Source organism: Streptomyces seoulensis (assembly GCF_022846655.1).
Classification (GTDB): Bacteria; Actinomycetota; Actinomycetes; order Streptomycetales; family Streptomycetaceae; genus Streptomyces.
In genome coordinates, this window is sequence record NZ_AP025667.1 from 5,587,549 (window position 1) to 5,604,638 (window position 17,090).

The window sequence follows — 17,090 nt, forward strand, 5'->3', positions numbered from 1 at the left end:
GGCCGAATCCACCGGCAGACAGGTGGTACGACGATCAGCCCGTGCCTGTGGACAACTCTCGGCACGTTCTCCGGAACCCGGCCATGCTGGCTGTCGTCGGAGCGAGCGGGACCGGCTCGGCCGACGTACGGAAGGAAGGACGACGCACGCCCGGCCGGGATGTGCGCGAGACCTGGGAGACGGGGGCCCGTCATGCATCCGATGGTGAAACCGGCGCTGCGGCGCGGCTGGCGCGATCTCGGCACCGTGCAGTTCGGCATGACTCCGGCGCACGCGATCACTCTTGGCCCGGTGGACCTGGCCACGGCCTCCTTCCTGGAACTGCTCGACGGCACCCGCGATGTGCCGCTGCTGCGGGAGGAGGCCCGGCGGATGGATCTTCCTGACGGTCATGCCGAGCGGCTGGTGCGGCGGTTGGGCCGGGCGGGGCTGCTCGACGACACACGGGACTGCTCCCCGGCCGCGACCGCGCTGCGGGAGAGAGGGGAGGCGCTGGAGCGGCTGCGCCCGGATCTCGCCTCGCTGTCGCTGACCACGGCGGAGCCGGGCGGCGCGCTCACCCGCCTCGCCGCCCGGCGTGCCCTGCGGGTGCGGGTCCTGGGCGCGGGCCGGGTGGGTTCCGTACTGGCGGCGCTGCTGTCCGGGGCGGGGGTCGGGGAGGTCGATGTGCGCGACGTGGGCCGGGTGCAGCCGTGGGACGTGGCGCCGGGCGGGCTGCCGGCCGAGGCGGTGGGCGAGCGGCGGGACGAGGCGGCGCGGGCTGCCGTGCGCCGGGCGGCCCCGGAGCGGCCGCCGCGCCGGACCCGTGGTGGCCGGCTTTCCGCTCCCGGGCCGGACGAACCGGGACTCTCGCTGGTGGTCCTCGCTCCGCGCGACGATGTCGCGGTGCACGCGCCGGACCCCTTCCTCGCCGAGCCGCTCATGATCTCCGGGACCCCGCATCTCCACGCGGGTGTGGTGGAGGGCACGGGTGTCGTCGGGCCGCTGGTGCTGCCCGGCCGGACGGGGTGCGCGGGCTGTCTCCAGCAGCACCGCACCGACGAGGACCCGGCGTGGCCCCGGCTGATCACCCAGTGGCGCTCGGGCAGGGCGCGCCGGGTGGGCGCCTGCGATCTGACCCTGGCCACGGCGGTCGCGGGACTCGCCGCCGCCCACGCCCTGAGCTTCCTCGACGGGGCCGAACCGGCCGCCACCGGCACCCGCTGGGAGGCGTCCCTACCCGCTCTGACCTGGGACCCTCGCCCTGTCGCCCCGCATCCGGCATGCGGTTGCGGGGCGAAGGAGAGGAGGAGAGGGAGCACCCCGGCGGGGACCGGGGAGGAAGCCGTGGGGGAGCACTCCTCAACGCGAGGGCTGCCGCGCGCGACAATGGCGGTGCAACGGCCGTCGGCCGAGCGGCGACGCGAGACCGGCGCGGCGCGGCCGACAGGGACTTGGAGGGCGCATGTCTGATCTTCCCCGGAAGGCGGTCACCCGGACCGCGAAGCTCGCCGCGCTCCCGCTCGGCTTCGCCGGCCGGGCCACCTGGGGGCTGGGCAAGCGGATCGTGGGTGAGTCGGCGGAACTCGTCGGCCGGGAGCTTCAGCAGCGGACGGCCGAGCAGCTCTTCAAGGTCCTCGGCGAGCTGAAGGGGGGTGCGATGAAGTTCGGGCAGGCGCTGTCCGTCTTCGAGTCCGCGCTGCCCGAGGAGGTCGCCGGGCCCTACCGCGCCGCGCTGACCAAGCTCCAGGAAGCGGCGCCGCCGATGCCGACCCGCACGGTGCACGCCGTGCTGGAGGAGCGGATGGGCGAGGACTGGCGGGAGCTGTTCCTGGAATTCGAGGACAAGCCCTCGGCGGCGGCCTCCATCGGGCAGGTGCACCGGGGGGTCTGGCACGACGGCCGGGAGGTGGCGGTCAAGGTCCAGTATCCGGGCGCCGGTGAGGCACTGGTGTCGGACCTGAACCAACTGAGCCGCTTCGTCAGGCTGTTGGGGCCGCTCATCCCCGGCATGGACATCAAGCCGCTGATCGCGGAGCTGAAGGACCGCGTCTCCGAGGAGCTGGACTACGAGCTGGAGGCGCAGGCGCAGGCCGCGCACGCGGCGGAGTTCGCGGACGATCCTGACGTGCTGGTCCCCGCGGTGGTGCACCAGTGCGACCAGGTGCTGGTGACCGAGTGGATCGACGGCATCCCGCTGTCCGAGATCATCTCCGGCGGCACCGAGGAGCAGCGCGACCGGGCCGGGCAGTTGCTGGCGCGCTTCCTCTTCTCCGGCCCGGCCCGCACCGGTCTGCTGCACGCCGATCCGCATCCGGGCAACTTCCGGCTGCTGCCGGTGGGGCCGGACGAGGCGGGTGAGGCCGGCGAGGCGGACCGCTGGCGTCTGGGCGTACTGGACTTCGGCACGGTCGACCGGCTCCCCGGCGGGCTGCCCTCGACGATCGGGGTGGCGCTGCGGATGACGCTGGAGGGCGACGCCGAGCCGGTCTACGAGATGCTGTGCGAGGAAGGGTTCATCAAGGAGTCCATGGACCTGGACCCCGACGGCGTCCTCGACTATCTGCTGCCGATCATCGAGCCCGCCCGGGTGGACACCTTCACCTTCACCCGGTCCTGGATGCGCGGTCAGGCGGCCCGGGTCGCCGACCCCCGCTCCCCCGCGTACCAGCTCGGCAAGCAGCTCAATCTGCCGCCGTCGTATCTGCTGATCCACCGGGTGACGCTGAGCACCATCGGGGTGCTGTGCCAGTTGGGCGCGACGGTCCGGCTCCGGGAGGAGCTGGAGGAGTGGCTGCCGGGGTTCGGTCCGGAGGCGGAGCTGACGGAGACGGACGAGGAGGCACCCGAGTCCGACGAGGAGGAGCTGCCGGAGGCGCCCGCCGCCGAGGCGTGAGTCCGGGGCCGTCGCGGACATGCCTCGGGGGCCGGTCCGTTCGGCCGGACCGGCCCCCGAGGGGAAGACTTCGCCTCCCAGGGCGGGAGGCCACCGCTTCGGGTGGGTGCGCTCAGCGCGCTTCGAGGGCGGCGCCTACTGCATGACGGCGACGGCGAGCGCACGGCGGGCGCGCAGGGAGGCGCGCTCCGCCCGGCGCTGCATCCGCCGGGCGGTGACCAGGCTCATGGCCCGGCGCTCCCGGTGGGCGTCCTGCAGGCGCTCGTGCATATGAGCACGAGCCAAGGCTTCTGGGATGAGTTGCATCTCGCGGGTCCTGTTCGTCTGGCGCGAGCCTGTCACGCCACGGGTGTTGAGGTCTGGGGTCGCCGAGCCGGTGGGCTCGCTGGTGGACGGCTTCATCGGGGCCTGCTTCTTGGGGTCGTGCGTGAGGGGACGGTCGATCGTTCCTGCGGTGTTCATGCCTGCGACGTTCATGCCGTGACCGGGTTCTTGCGCGGGCGGCCGCGGGGCCGCTTCCGGGCGACGACGACACCCTGGACGAAGAGCTCCCCGCCCCAGACGCCCCAGGGCTCGCGGCGCTCCTTGGCCCCGGCGAGGCAGGCCTCGACCAGCGGGCAGGTGCGGCAGAGCGACTTGGCGTACTCGACGTCGGCCGGCGACTCGGCGAAGAAGACCTCCGGGTCGTAGGAACGGCAGGGGACGGGCACGCCGAGGTTCTCGATGGCGTCGTCGAGCGCGGTGAGCGCGGTGAGGGGGAGCAAGGCGGGGTCCTCCGTGGAGCCGAGCTGAGTGATCGCTTGGGAAGGCGGTACTGACGGGGCGTGCGCTTCGAGTTGCACGGGGTGTTTTCCTCGTCTGGTCGTTCCGGCCGGTGGACCGGGTGTCGGCTGGGTACCGGGTTCTTTTGTTGTCCCGAGGCGCCTTCGGTTGTCGTCCCCGTTCGGGGAAAACAGAAGGGCCGCGGTTCCCGGATGGGGTTCCGCGGCCCTGAAGGCGCCTGCCTGATCGGCGATCAGGCTGGATCACTCCAGGGTTCTGGCCCACGGAAGGCCCACATCTGGGGGTGCTGCGTCGTCTGCTTCCGGAATCCGGCACCGGCCGCCGCGAAGGCATAGGCGGCCTGCGCCTGTGCCTCTACCGCTGCCAGTGCCTTGGTCGGTCGCTCATTGCGCTCCCGGACAGGAAGGTCCGCGGAGAGCAGGGAGGAGACCGGAAGGGCGGCACGGATGCCGGACAGACCGGTGCCCTCGGAGGGCGCGCCGAGCATGCACAGGGAGACGGCCGGACGATCGGTCAGTTTGACCGGGCTGATGATGCTGGTCTCGATGCTGATCACTGGGCTCGCCTCCTCTCGGCGTCTTGGGGACCGGTGAGAACCGGTCGTCGGTCAAAGAAGTACAGCACGGAATCACAGCCTTCGAGAAGGCCGCCGTTTCCGTGCCTAGAACCTATGGGGATTCCCGGCACGGGCGCAAACTATTTTTTCGACGAGTTCGCATCAGTCGCACAAGCCTCGTTCCGCGGGTCCGTCCCGGCCTCCTGGCCTGCGCAGATGGCCAGTACGTCGGTGCCGTAGCGGCGCAGCTTGCGGTCCAGGACGCCGGGGATGCGGGAGAGTTCGGCGGCGCAGTCGGGACGGTTCTCGGCGATGGCCATCAGGGTCCGGTCGGTGAAGACGCAGAAGTCCGGCTGTCCGCTCTGTCCCGCTTCGACCGCCCGCCACTCCCGCAGCCGCTCGTACAGGCCCTCGTCCATGTCGGAGGGGCAGTCCTCACAGCGCATCAGCTTCATCTCGCCCGCGTCGGTGAGGGTGCGGCCGCAGACCCGGCAGCGGGCCGGGGTGCGCTGGGCGCGCCGGGGTGCCGCCGGGAGGCCGCCCAGGGTGCCGCGCTCGACGCCGCCGGTGCCGGTCGCGGCGCGGCCCACGGTGGCGGTGGAGCCGGGGCGCAGTCCGTCGAGGAAGCGGCTCGGCCTGCGGCCCGCCCTGCCGCCGGGTGAGCGGGCCAGCGACCAGGAGAGGTGGAGCCGTTCCCGCGCACGGGTGACGCCCACATAGAGGAGGCGGCGCTCCTCCTCGATCTGTTCGTCGGTCTTGGCGTAGCTGATCGGCAGCATGCCCTCGGCGACGCCGACCAGGAAGACGGCGTCCCACTCCAGGCCCTTGGCGGCGTGCAGGGAGGCGAGGGTGACGCCCTGGACGGTCGGGGCGTGCTGGGCACCGGCACGCTCGTCCAGCTCCGCGACCAGGTCGCCCAGGGTGGCCTTGGGGTGGGCGGCGGCGAAGTCGTGGGCGAGGGCGACCAGGGCGGCCAGCGACTCCCAGCGCTCCCGGACGGCGCCGGAGCCCGCCGGGGGCGCGCTGGTCCAGCCCTCGCCGGAGAGCACGGCGCGGACCTGGGAGGGCAGGTCGACCGCCTCGTCCAGCAGGGAGTCGTTGCCGCCGAAGCGGGCCGCGGCGCGCAGGGCGACGCCCGCCTTGCGCACCTCGGGCCGGTCGAAGAAGCGCTCGGCGCCGCGCAGTTGGTAGGGGACGCCGGCGTCGGCGAGGGCCTGTTCGTAGGTCTCGGACTGGGAGTTGGTGCGGAACAGGACGGCGATCTCGGAGGCCGGGGTCCCGGCGGCGATCAGCTCGCGGATGCGGCGGGCGGCGCCCTCGGCCTCGGCGGGCTCGTCGGTGTACTCGGTGTAGACGGGTTCGGGGCCCTGGGTGCGCTGGGAGACCAGTTCCAGCCGGTGGTCGGCGGCGCGGCCGTGGGCCTGGGCGAGCAGGCCGTTGGCGAGGCGCACCACCTGGGGGGTGGAGCGGTAGTCGCGGACCAGCTTGACGACGGTGGCGCCGGGATGGCGGAGCCGGAAGTCGAGAAGATGGTCGGGCGTTGCTCCCGTGAACGAGTAGATGGTCTGGCTGGCGTCCCCGACGACGCACAGGCTGTCGCGGTCGCCGAGCCAGAGTTCGAGCAGGCGCTGCTGGAGGGGGCTGACGTCCTGGTACTCGTCCACGACGAAGTGCTGGTACTGGGCGCGTACCTGGTCGGCGATGTCGTGCCGGTCCTGGAGGACGGCGACGGTGAGCAGCAGCACGTCCTCGAAGTCGATGACGGCGCGGTCGCGCTTGAGGTTCTCGTAGGCCGCGTAGACGTGGGCGGTCTCGGCCGGGTCGCGCGGGGTCTCGCGGCCCGCCTTCACGGCCGCGTACGGATAGTCGGCCGGGACGGTCTGGGTGACCTTGCACCATTCGATCTCGGCGGTCGTGTCCCGCAGCTCGCCCCGGTCCAGGCGGAGCCCGCAGGCGGCGGCCGCGTCGGCGACCAACTGGATCTTGCGGTCGACCAGCCGGGGCATGCCGCCGCCGATCGCTTTCGGCCAGAAGTACTGGAGCTGGCGGAGCGCGGCGGAGTGGAAGGTGCGGGCCTGCACGCCCTGGGCGCCGAGTTGGCGCAGCCGGCCGCGCATCTCGCCCGCGGCGCGGTTGGTGAAGGTGACGGCGAGCACGCTGGAGGGCGTCAGGAGGCCCGAGCGCACCCCGTAGGCGATCCGGTGGGTGATCGCGCGGGTCTTGCCCGTGCCCGCTCCGGCCAGGACGCACACCGGCCCGTGCAGGGCGGTGGCGACCTCGCGCTGCTCGGGGTCGAGCCCTTCGAGCACCGCGTCGGCCGTGTCCGGGGTCCGCGGGAAGAGGGGGGAGGGCGTTGCTGCTGTCACACAGCCATGCTGCCAGGTCGTCCGGGAACACCGCGTCGGTTGTCCACAGGCGGGCCCTGATAGTCGTTTTAATGCGGCGGGTGTCACAGCGGTCGGTGCGGCGGGGGTCACATCCGTGGGAATTCATGCCCGGTCCCGCACGTTTGCCCTGTGCACGACGTTGAGACGTACCCCCGGCCGCCTGAGGAGCGCGAGACATGCAGGGCACTGTGACGATGTACAGCACGACCTGGTGCGGATACTGCCGCCGCCTGAAGGGCCAGCTCGACCGGGAGGGCATCCCCTTCACCGAGATCAACATCGAGCACGACCCGGAGTCGGCCGCGTTCGTGGAGAAGGCGAACGACGGCAACCAGACGGTCCCGACCGTGCGCGTCGTCCCCTCCGGTGATGGCCCCGAGGTCGTCATGACCAACCCGAGCCTCGCCCAGGTGAAGCAGGCGCTCGGCGCCTGACCCCGGTGACACGCGAGAACCCCGGCAGCCCGTGGACAGGGCGGCCGGGGTTTTCTCGCGTCTAGAAGGCGCTCCGGGTCGGCAGCGGCTTGCCGTACCACAGCTCGATCAGCCGGGCGGCGATCGAGATGCCGTAGGGCGGCAGGACCTCGCCGGACTCGAAGGCCGCGCCCAGTTCGTCACGGGAGAACCAGCGGGCCTCCTCGATCTCCTCGCCGTCGGCGTCGATCTCGGTGGAGGTGGCGTGGGCGAAGAAGCCCAGCATCAGGCTGGACGGGAAGGGCCAGGGCTGGCTGGCGATGTACTCGACCTCGCCGACGGTGATGCCCGCCTCCTCGAACACCTCGCGGCGCACCGACTGCTCGATGGACTCGCCGGGCTCGACGAAGCCGGCGAGCGTGGAGAAGCGGCCCTCGGGCCAGTGCACCTGGCGGCCGAGCAGGATGCGGTCCTGTCCGTCGGTGACCGCCATGATCACGGCCGGGTCGGTGCGCGGGTAGTGCTCGGCGCCGCACGCCTGGCACCGGCGGATGTGCCCGGCGGCGGCGATGACGGTGCGCTCGCCGCAGCGGGAGCAGAAGCGGTGGGTGCGCTGCCAGTTCTCCAGGCCGACCGCGTGCACCATCAGCCCGGCGTCGCGCGGGGAGAGCAGCAGCCCCGCCTCGCGCAGTCCGGCGGGGCGGGCGGACTGGTCGATACGGCCGGGCAGCGAGTCCTTCTGGAGCGCGAAGTAGCTGACGCCGTCCTCGTCCTCGCCCAGGAAGTAGCGGTGGGCCTCGGTCAGGGGGGCCTCGAAGGAGGGGGTCATGACGAGCTCGGTACGCCCGTCGGGCGTCTCGTCGATGAGCACCTGGCCGCCGGAGACCACGAAGCAGCGGGTCGAGGGGTGGCTCCACGCCGCCGCGAGCCAGGCTTCGTCGAGCCGGTGGTGGGCGGCTCGGTCGATGCCGCTCGGGGCGGTGAGCGAGATGGGTCGGTCAGCGGTGTGGTCGGTCCGGGTGGTCACGGGTGCTTCCAACTCCCCCAATGGAACGGTTCGGTTCGGCGGGCGGTTCGGCGGGACGTGGGACAGGGGCACCGCGGCCGGGGCGGGGGTGGCCGGGCCGGGCGGTCCTTCCAGTGTGCCCGGCTCGCGGTGCCGTTCCCGAACGGCGGGTTTCCTCAGGGGGCGGGGCGCCAGTTCTCGGCGAGGTCGCTCCACAGGTGGGCGCTGGTCTCGACGCCCTTGAACAGCAGGTCCAGCTCGACCTTCTCGTTCGGGGCGTGCCAGCCGTCGGAGGGGACGGAGATGCCGAGGAAGAGAACCGGGGCGCCGAGGACCTCCTGGAGGTCGGCGGCGGGGCCGGAGCCTCCTTCGCGGGTGAAGCGGACCGGAGCCTTGAAGGCGCGGCCCATCGCGCGGGCCACGGACTTCAGCGCGGGGTGGTCGAGCGGGGTGAGGCAGGGCCGCGTTCCGGGGCTGAACTCGGTCTCCAGCCGGATCCCGGCGGGCGCCTGCCGCTCGGCCCAGTCGCGCACGGCCTTCTCGACGGTGCCGAGGTCCTGGCCGGCGACCAGCCGGAAGGAGAGCTTCACCACGGCCGAGGAAGGGATGATCGTCTTGCTTCCGGCGCCCTGGTAACCGCCGCCGATGCCGTTGACCTCGGCGGTCGGGCGGGCCCAGATCCGCTCCAGGGTGCTGTACCCGGCCTCGCCGTGGGCGGCGTGGGACTTGGCGGTGCGCAGCCACTCGGCCTCGTCGAAGGGCAGCTCGGCGAAGAGTTCGCGCTCGCGCTCGGTCAGCTCCACGACGCCGTCGTAGAAGCCGGGGACGGCCACGCGCCCGTGCTCGTCGTGCAGGGCGGCGACCAGGCGGGCTGCGGCGGTGGCCGGGTTCGGCACGGCGCCGCCGAAGGAGCCGGAGTGGATGTCCTGGTCGGGGCCGTACAGCCGGATCTCGCACTCGGCGAGGCCGCGCATGCCGGTGCAGACCGTGGGGGTGTCCTCGGACCACATGCCGGTGTCGGAGACGATCACGGCGTCGGCGGCGAGCCGGTCGGCGTTCGCCTCGACCAGGGCGCGGAAGTTCGGGGAGCCGGACTCCTCCTCGCCCTCGATCAGCAGCTTGAGGTGGACGGCGGGGGCGGTGCGGCCGGTCGCGGCGAGGTGCGCGCGGACGCCGAGTGTGTGGAAGAACACCTGGCCCTTGTCATCGGCGGCACCGCGCGCGTAAAGGCGGTTGCCGCGTACGACGGGCTCGAAGGGGTCGGTGTCCCAGCCGTCCTCGCGGGCGGCGGGCTGGACGTCGTGGTGGCCGTAGACCAGCACGGTGGGGGCCCCGGGGTCGTCCGAGGGCCATTCGGCGTAGACGGCCGGGGCACCGGCGGTGGGCCAGACCTCGACCGCCGGGAAGCCCGTTTCGGTGAGTTTCGCGGCGAGCCAGTCCGCGCTGCGCCGGACATCGGGGGCGTGCTCCGGCTGGGCGGACACGGACGGGATGCGCAGCCACGCGGCGAGGTCGTCGAGGAAGGCGGCGCGGTGCCGGTCGATGTACGCGTGGACGGCGCTGTCCGGGGTCTGGCTCATGCTCACGAGCCTATCGGCCCGCACGGACATCCTCGGCGGGCGGTTCGTCACACTCGGGCGTCCCCGTCGCCCCGGTTCGCTCCCCTTCGAGCAGTCGCGCCAGCTCCTGGCGGCCGGGCAGCCGGTCCGGACGGTCGACCTCGCCGGTGCGCACGTACAGGAACGCGGCCGTGACCGATTCGGGCGGGATGCCCTGCTGCTCGGCCCAGGCCAGCCGGTAGACGGCGAGCTGGAGCGGGTCGGCGCTGCGGGTGCGGCCGGTCTTCCAGTCGAGGATCTCGTACGTGGCGTCGTCGCCGTCGCCGTCCTTGTAGACGGCGTCGATCCGGCCGCGTACGACCCGGCCCGCGAGGGTGAGCTGTACGGGGACCTCGACGCGGTAGGGCGTGCGCCGGGCGTACTCGGTGCGCTCGAAGGCTTCCTTGAGGGCTTCGAGGTCGGCCTCGTCGGCGATCTCCGCGTCGGTGCCGGGCAGCTCGTCCGGCTCCAGCAGGGGCAGCGTCAGCTCCTCGTAGCGGGACTCGACCCAGGCGTGGAACCGGGTGCCACGGCGCGCGGCGGGCTGCGGGGGGCGTGGCATGGGGCGCGCGAGTTCCTGCGCGAGCCCGTCCGGGTCCTCGGCCAGCCGGAGCATCTGGGTGGCGGTGAGGACGGCGGGCAGCGGCACCTCGGTGACGCTGCGCCTGACGCGCATGAGCTCCCCGGCGAGGGCGTCGAGGTCCCGGTCCCAGGAGGCGACGGCGCGGGCCTCCTCCGGGGTGAGGCGGGGTTCGGGCTCGACGGGGGCGGCCTGGTGGGGGACGGGGAGCGTGGGGCGGTCGGCGCTCAGGGAGTCCCAGTCGCCGGGCTCGTCCAGGGCGTCGTACGGGTCCTCGTCGTCCGGGGGCGCGGTGGGCCAGTCGGGGTCGTCGTACGGGACGGGGGCCGCGGCGGGCGGTGTGAGGAGGTGGGCGCGGACGGTACGGGCGGCCCGGTGGCGGCGTTCGAAGGCCGTGGCGTCCAGGGGCAGCGGCCAGGCCTGCTCGGCGGTGCCGGTGTGCAGTGCGGGGTTCTCCTCGCCCTCTTCCGGGGCGTCCGCCCACACCTCGGTCTCGCCGTACCCGGCGGCGCAGTGGTCGTGCAGGGCCGTCAGGAAGTCGGAGGGGCCGCGCGGCTTCTTCTGGCTGGGCCCCCACCAGTGGCCGGAGCCGAGGAGGAGGGAGCGGGGGCGGGTGAAGGTGACGTAGCCGAGGCGGAGCTCCTCGGTGTGCTGGTGCTCCTTCATGGCCTCGTGGAAGCCCTTGACGCCCTTGGCGTCCCAGGAGTCCACGTCGGGCAGGGTGGCGGTGTCGCCGCGCAGGGCGTGCGGGAGCACCTTGGCCTGCGCGGTCCACTTCTCGCGCCCCTGGGCGCTGGGGAAGGTGCCGCCCACCAGGCCGGGGACGGCGACCACGTCCCACTCCAGCCCCTTGGACTTGTGCGCGGTGAGCACCTTGACGGTGTTCTCGCCGCCGGGCAGGGCGTTGTCGAGGCCCTTCTCGTACTGGGCGGCGGTGCGCAGGAAGGCGAGGAAGGCGAGCAGGGTGGCCTCGCCGTCGCCGGCGGCGAAGGAGGCTGCCACGTCGAGGAAGTTCGACAGGGTCTCGCGGCGGCGGGCGGCGAGCGCGTGCGGGGACGCCGACAGCTCGACCTCCAGGCCGGTGACGGCGAGCACGCGGTGCAGCACGTCCATCAGGGGGTCGGACAGGCTGCGGCGCAGGTCGCGCAGTTCGGCGGCGAGGCGGGCGAAGCGCACGCGCGCGTCCGGGGAGAACGGCAGGTCGTCCTCGTGGCCGTCCGTGCCGAAGGAGGTCTCCAGGAAGGTGTCCAGGGCGTCCGCGAGCGAGGTCACCTCGGAGGGGTCGACGCCCTCGACGGCTTCGGCGAGCCTGCGGTCGGGGTCGTCGGCGCCGTCCACGCGCGCGTGGGCGACGAGCAGCCGGGCGCGGCGGCCGAGCAGGGCCAGGTCGCGCGGTCCGATGCGCCAGCGCGGGCCGGTGAGCAGCCGGACCAGGGCGGCGTTGGCGCCGGGGTCCTGGAGCACCTCGCAGACGGCGACCAGGTCGGCGACCTCGGGCAGGTGCAGCAGCCCGGACAGGCCGACGACCTCGACGGGCACGTCACGGGCGACCAGCGCGCCCTGGATCTCGGCGAAGTCGGTGGCCGTGCGGCACAGGACGGCGATCTCGCCGGGCGGGGTCCCGGTGCGCACGAGGTGGGCGAGGGAGTCGGCGAGCCAGTCGATCTCCTCGGCGTGGGTGGGCAGCAGGGCGCAGCGGACCAGCCCGTCGCGTTCGGCGCCGGGGGCGGGGCGCAGCGCCTCCACGCCCGCGTGCATGGCGCGCAGGGGCTCGGCGAGGCCGTTGGCGAGGTCGAGGAGGCGGCCGCCGCTGCGCCGGTTCTCGCTGAGCGCCTGCCGGGTGGCGGGGGTGCCGTCGGCGCGGGCGAAGTGCTCGGGGAAGTCGTCCAGGTTGGCGACGGAGGCGCCGCGCCAGCCGTAGATGGCCTGGCAGGGGTCGCCGACGGCGGTGACGGGGTGGCCGGTGCCCTCGCCGAACAGGCCCGCGAGCAGGACGCGCTGGGCGACGGAGGTGTCCTGGTACTCGTCCAGCAGGACGACCCGGAACTCCTCGCGCAGCAGACGGCCGACCTCGGGGATGCGGGCGAGGCGGGCCGACAGGGCGATCTGGTCACCGAAGTCGAGCAGGTCGCGGGCGCGCTTGGCGGCCCGGTAGCGCTGGACGAGCCCGGCGAGCTCCCCGCGCGCGGCCAGCGTCTCCGGGACCTTGCGCAGGTCGGCGTTGCTGAGCTTGACGCCGCCGAGGGTGGTCAGCAGGTCCGCGTCCCAGGCGCGCAGTTCCTCGGGGTCGACCAGGTGCTCGGACAGCTCGGAGTCGAGCGCGAGCAGGTCGGTGACGAGGTCGGCGAAGGAGCGGGTGAGCGCCGGGTACGGGCCCGGCGCCTCGCGCAGCACGCGGGCGGCGAGCTGGAAGCGGGTGGCGTCGGCGAGCAGCCGTGAACTGGGCTCCAGGCCGAGGCGCAGGCCGTGGTCGGTGAGCATGCGCCCGGCGAAGGCGTGGTACGTGGAGATGACCGGTTCGCCGGGCGGGTCGTCCGGGTCGATCGCGTCCGGGTCGGTGATCCCGGCCTTGATCAGGGCCTTGCGGACGCGTTCGGCGAGTTCGCCGGCCGCCTTGTTGGTGAAGGTCAGGCCGAGCACCTGCTCGGGGGCGACCTGTCCGGTGCCGACCAGCCAGACCACGCGGGCGGCCATCACGGTGGTCTTGCCCGAGCCTGCTCCGGCCACGATCACCTGCGGGGCGGGCGGCGCGATGATGCAGGCCGTCTGCTCCGGGGTGAACGGGATGCCGAGCAGCTCTTTGAGCTGCTCGGGGTCGGTGAGGTGCGCGGGCATGCGGGGAAGGCTAGCGGCGAGCGCCGACAAGCGGGCGCCGGACCTGTGGAAAGCGCAGGTCAGCGGGGTGCTGTGGTGCCGTACGTCACTCCACCACGTGCCGTCCCTCGGGGCGGGCGCCGCACGAGGCGCGGAAGGAGCAGTGCGTGCAGTGCTGGCCGGTGCTGGGGGTGAACCGTTCGTCCAGCACCTTTCCGGCGGCGGTGGCCAGCAGGTCCCCGACCCACTCCCCCTCCAGCGGCTGCTGCGCCTGGACCTTGGGCAGGGTCTCGCCGCCGTCCTTCTTCGCCGCGCCCTGTCTGAGCTGGACGAGCTCGGCGCCGCCGGGCTCCGGGCGGGCGCCGTCGAAGGCGTCGTCCACGGCGCCCTCGGCCACGGCGAGCTGGTAGACGGCGAGCTGGGGATGGCGGGCCACCTCGGCGGAGGTGGGGGTGTTCTTGCCGGTCTTGAAGTCCACGACGTAGGCCCGGCCGTCGCCGTCCGTCTCGACCCGGTCCATCTGGCCCCGGATGCGGACCTGGTACTCGCCGGCCTCCAGGGTCACGTCGAAGTCCCGCTCGCTGGCGACCGGGGTGCGGGCGGCGCGGTCCAGGACGTGCCAGTTCAGGAAGCGTTCGAGCGCCGCGCGGGCGGTCTCCTTCTCCTGGGCGGACTTCCAGGGCGCGTCGAAGGCGAGCGCGTTCCACACCGAGTCCAGGCGTTCCATCAGGACGTCGAGGTCGGCGGGGGTGCGGCCGGACGCGACCTCGTCGGCCAGGACGTGGACGACGTTGCCGAAGCCCTGGGCCGCCGTGGCGGGTGCGTCGGCCTTCACCTCGCGGCCCAGGAACCACTGGAGGGCACAGGTGTTGGCCAACTGGTCCAGCGCGCTGCCGGAGAGCACCACGGGCTGGTCGCGGTCGCGCAGCGGCACCTGGCTCGCGGTCGGCTCGTACATCCCCCACCAGCGGTCGGGGTGCGCGGCGGGCACCAGCGGGCGGCCATCCTCGTCGGCGAGCGCGGCGAGCCGGGCCAGCCGGCGCGCGGCCGCGTCCCTGAGGGCGTCCGAGGCACTCGGGTCGACGGTGGTGGCGCGCAGCTCGGCGACGAGCGCGGCGACCGCCAGCGGGCGGCGCGGGCGGCCGGTGACGTCGCGGGGCTCTACGCCCAGCTCGGTCAGGAAGCGGGAGGGCTGGTCGCCGTCGTCGGCCGGGGCCTTCACGGCGGTGACGACGAGCCGGTCCCGCGCGCGCGTGGCGGCCACGTAGAAGAGCCTGCGCTCCTCCGCGAGCAGGGCGCCGGGGGTCAGCGGCTCGGCCAGGCCGTCCCGGCCGATCCGGTCGGCCTCCAGCAGGGAGCCGCGGCGGCGCAGGTCGGGCCAGAGCCCCTCCTGCACGCCCGCGACGACGACCAGCCGCCACTCCAGCCCCTTGGAGCGGTGCGCGGTCATCAGGCGTACGGCGTCGGGGCGTACCGCGCGCCGGGTGAGGGTGTCGGCGGCGATGTCCTCGGCGCCGATCTCCTCCAGGAAGTTCAGCGCGCCGCGTCCGCCGGTGCGCTCCTCCGCGCGGGCGGCCGTGGCGAACAGCGCGCAGACGGCGTCCAGGTCGCGGTCGGCGTTACGGGCGGCCGCGCCCCCGCGCCGCGCGGACCGCTCCAGCCTGCTGGGCCAGGGGGTGCCGTTCCACAGCGCCCACAGCGCCTCCTCGGCGGTGCCGCCCTCGGCCAGGCACTCCCGCGCCTTGCGCAGCAGCGCCCCCAGCCGCTGTGCCCCGCGCGCGTACGCCGGGTCGTGGGCGACGAGCCGCTCGGGCTCGGCCAGCGCCCGTGCGAGCAGCACGTCGGACGGCGCGGGCAGGGCCTGCCCGGCGGCCCGCTCCTCATCGCGCAGGGCTCGCCCGAGCCTGCGCAGATCGGCGGCGTCCATGCCGCCGAGGGGGGAGGAGAGGAGGGTTATGGCCGTCTCGGCGTCCAGCCAGGGGGCGGGGGTGGTGCGCGGGTCGGCCTCGGCGGTCTCATCGGGCTCGGTGGCGTCGGGCTCGGTGGCGTCGGGCTCGATGTCCTCCGGCCCGGACACCGGCTCCGGCCCGGACACCGGCTCCGCCCCGGCGCCGGAAGCCCCCGCGAGGCCCGTCTCCGCGAGCGCCACCGCCCGCAGGGCCGTCAGCAGCGGGGCGACCGAGGGTTCGTGGCGCAGCGGGAGGTCGTCGCCGTCGATGTCCAGCGGGACGCCCGCCGCCGTGAGGGCGCGGCGGAGGGTCGGGATGGTGAGGGAGCCCGCGCGGACGAGGATCGCCATCTCGTTCCACGGGATGCCGTCCTCCAGGTGGGCCCGGCGGACGATGTCGGCGATGTTGTCCAGCTCGGTGCCGGAGGTCGGGTAGGTGTACACCTCCACCTGGCCGCCGTCGCGGACGGCCGTGGGCTCCCGGTGGACGCGGAGTTTCCCGGCGGGGAGCTGGGACAGCGGCATGCGCTGGGTGATGCGGCGGGTCGCCGCCAGCAGATGGGCCCCGGAGCGGCGGGAGGTGCGCAGCACCTCGACGGGGGCGGGGGTGCCGTCGGGGCGCGGGAAGGCGGCCGGGAAGTCGAGGATGCCGTTCACGTCGGCGCCCCGGAAGGTGTAGATCGACTGGTCGGGGTCGCCGACGGCCACCAGGGTGCGGCCGCCCCCGGCCAGCGCGTGCAGCAGCCGGACCTGCGCGGGGTCGGTGTCCTGGTACTCGTCGACGTACACGGCGTCGTAGGACGCGGCGAGGCGCTCGGCGACCTCGGGGCGGTGGGCGAGGAGCACCGCGCGGTGGACGAGTTCGGCGTAGTCGATGACGCCCTGGAGGTCGATCACGTCGAGGTACTCGGCGAGGAAGGCCGCCGCCGCGCGCCAGTCGGGGCGGCCGATGCGGCGCGCGAAGGCGTCCAGCGCGCCGGGGGCGAGCCCCAGCTCACGGCTGCGCGCGAGGACCGCGCGGACCTCGTCGGCGAAGCCGCGCGTGGTCAGGCAGGCCCGCAGGTCGTCGGGCCAGCGCACATGCGTGAGCCCGAGCCGCTCCAGCTCCGGCTGCCCGGCGAGCAGCTCGCGCACGGTGACGTCCTGCTCGGGGCCGGAGAGCAGCCGCAGCGGTTCGGCGAAGCGGTCACTGTCCTGGTGGGCGCGGACCAGGGCGTAGCAGTAGGAGTGGAAGGTGGTGGCGCGGGGCGCGCGGGCGGCGCCCATGCGCCGGGCCATCCGGTCGCGCAGCTCGACGGCGGCCTTGCGGCTGAAGGTCAGCACCAGGATGCGCTCGGGGTCGCCGCCGCGGGCGACGCGCGCGGCGACGGACTCCACCAGGGTGGTGGTCTTGCCGGTGCCCGGACCCGCGAGGACGAGCAGCGGCCCGCTGTCGTGCTCGATCACCGCGCGCTGGGCGGCGTCCGGGCGGGGCGGCGGCGTCTGGGCGGGCGGGGTGCGGACCAGCCGGTAGGCACCACGAGGCGCCTGCCGACCCTGGGGGTGCGGCAGGCGTCCGGTGGAGGAGGTGGTGCTCACGTGGTTCGCCGGTCCTGTGGTGCGGGGTGGTCGTAGGGGCGTCGCGTAAAGAATCCGGGCGCCCGCCTTTTCGCGGAGCCCGTCCCCGACGAACGTACGTCATGTCGCGGACGTGCCCGATGTCCTCCGTACGAGCGGACCCTGGCCGTGCCCCTTGCCGGAGGCCCTCAGGCGTGGTCCGCCGAGCCCCCGTCCCAGCGGGCCCGTCTCATGTCGAGTCTCGGCAGATGGCCCCCGGCGCTGCGGGAAGCCTCCTTCAGCGGGGTGCCCTCGGCGCGGTACCGGTCGAGGGCACGCAGCTCGTGCCCCGGCAGCAGCGCCCCGTCGGCCCGCACCACGCGCCACCACGGCACCGCGCCCCCGTACAGGGACATCACCCGGCCCACCTGGCGCGGCCCGCCCTCGTCGAGCCACTCGGCGACGTCCCCGTAGGTCATGACCCGGCCGGGGGGAATGCGCTCGGCCACGTCGAGCACACGCTCGGCGTACTCCGGAAGCGCGTCCGCGCGCCCCTCCTCGGCAGGGCTCTGCTCGCTCATCCACCCCATCCTG

At 74.0% G+C, this 17,090-nt stretch carries 12 protein-coding genes; 3 read left to right on the forward strand and 9 right to left on the reverse strand.

Features of this window, described 5'->3' with window-relative positions; genetic code table 11:
• Nucleotides 1–192 precede the first annotated feature (192 nt).
• Nucleotides 193–1,452, forward strand: a complete 1,260-nt coding sequence (locus HEK131_RS25545) for a TOMM precursor leader peptide-binding protein (RefSeq protein WP_244337151.1) — start codon at nucleotides 193–195, stop codon at nucleotides 1,450–1,452.
• Nucleotides 1,445–2,875 carry an ABC1 kinase family protein gene (locus tag HEK131_RS25550; RefSeq protein WP_244337152.1) on the forward strand — a complete coding sequence of 477 codons (1,431 nt, stop codon included), beginning with the start codon at nucleotides 1,445–1,447 and terminating at the stop codon, nucleotides 2,873–2,875. Before HEK131_RS25545 ends, HEK131_RS25550 begins: the two co-directional genes overlap by 8 nt.
• Nucleotides 2,876–3,010: 135 nt before the next feature.
• Here HEK131_RS25550 and HEK131_RS25555 read toward each other — a convergent pair whose 3' ends face one another.
• The 4 genes from HEK131_RS25555 to HEK131_RS25570 form a co-directional block, all read right to left on the reverse strand.
• Entirely contained in the window at nucleotides 3,011–3,337 is a 327-nt protein-coding gene (locus tag HEK131_RS25555) for a hypothetical protein (RefSeq protein ID WP_217463075.1), read from the reverse strand.
• Between the two features lie 11 nt (nucleotides 3,338–3,348).
• Nucleotides 3,349–3,717 (reverse strand): WhiB family transcriptional regulator, encoded by a 369-nt coding sequence (locus HEK131_RS25560; RefSeq protein WP_030807350.1) that lies wholly within the window; start codon nucleotides 3,715–3,717, stop codon nucleotides 3,349–3,351.
• Nucleotides 3,718–3,890: 173 nt separating this feature from the next.
• A complete protein-coding gene (locus HEK131_RS25565) occupies nucleotides 3,891–4,214 on the reverse strand; it encodes a hypothetical protein (RefSeq protein WP_161147074.1) in 324 nt (107 codons plus the stop codon).
• A gap of 140 nt (nucleotides 4,215–4,354) precedes the next feature.
• Nucleotides 4,355–6,667, reverse strand: a complete 2,313-nt coding sequence (locus HEK131_RS25570) for an ATP-dependent DNA helicase UvrD2 (RefSeq protein WP_432215712.1) — start codon at nucleotides 6,665–6,667, stop codon at nucleotides 4,355–4,357.
• Nucleotides 6,668–6,777: 110 nt separating this feature from the next.
• Between HEK131_RS25570 and HEK131_RS25575 the strand changes: the two genes are divergently transcribed.
• Nucleotides 6,778–7,035, forward strand: coding sequence for a mycoredoxin (locus HEK131_RS25575; RefSeq protein ID WP_217463072.1), 258 nt, complete (start codon nucleotides 6,778–6,780; stop codon nucleotides 7,033–7,035).
• 61 nt (nucleotides 7,036–7,096) lie between these two features.
• On the opposite strand, the gene nudC is transcribed toward HEK131_RS25575, so the two are convergent.
• The 5 genes from nudC to HEK131_RS25600 form a co-directional block, all read right to left on the reverse strand.
• Nucleotides 7,097–8,041 (reverse strand): NAD(+) diphosphatase, encoded by a 945-nt coding sequence (gene nudC / locus HEK131_RS25580; RefSeq protein WP_244337154.1) that lies wholly within the window; start codon nucleotides 8,039–8,041, stop codon nucleotides 7,097–7,099.
• 155 nt (nucleotides 8,042–8,196) lie between these two features.
• Complete coding sequence (locus tag HEK131_RS25585; RefSeq protein WP_244337155.1) at nucleotides 8,197–9,600, reverse strand: dipeptidase; 1,404 nt, start codon at nucleotides 9,598–9,600, stop codon at nucleotides 8,197–8,199.
• A gap of 10 nt (nucleotides 9,601–9,610) precedes the next feature.
• Nucleotides 9,611–13,033: an ATP-dependent DNA helicase gene (locus HEK131_RS25590; protein WP_244337156.1), complete on the reverse strand. Its 3,423-nt coding sequence runs from the start codon at nucleotides 13,031–13,033 to the stop codon at nucleotides 9,611–9,613.
• An 85-nt stretch (nucleotides 13,034–13,118) separates the two neighbouring features.
• A complete protein-coding gene (locus HEK131_RS25595) occupies nucleotides 13,119–16,538 on the reverse strand; it encodes an ATP-dependent helicase (RefSeq protein ID WP_244337157.1) in 3,420 nt (1,139 codons plus the stop codon).
• Nucleotides 16,539–16,705: 167 nt separating this feature from the next.
• On the reverse strand, nucleotides 16,706–17,077 hold the full coding sequence (locus HEK131_RS25600) for an MGMT family protein (RefSeq protein WP_217463067.1): 372 nt from the start codon (nucleotides 17,075–17,077) through the stop codon (nucleotides 16,706–16,708).
• Nucleotides 17,078–17,090 lie beyond the last annotated feature (13 nt).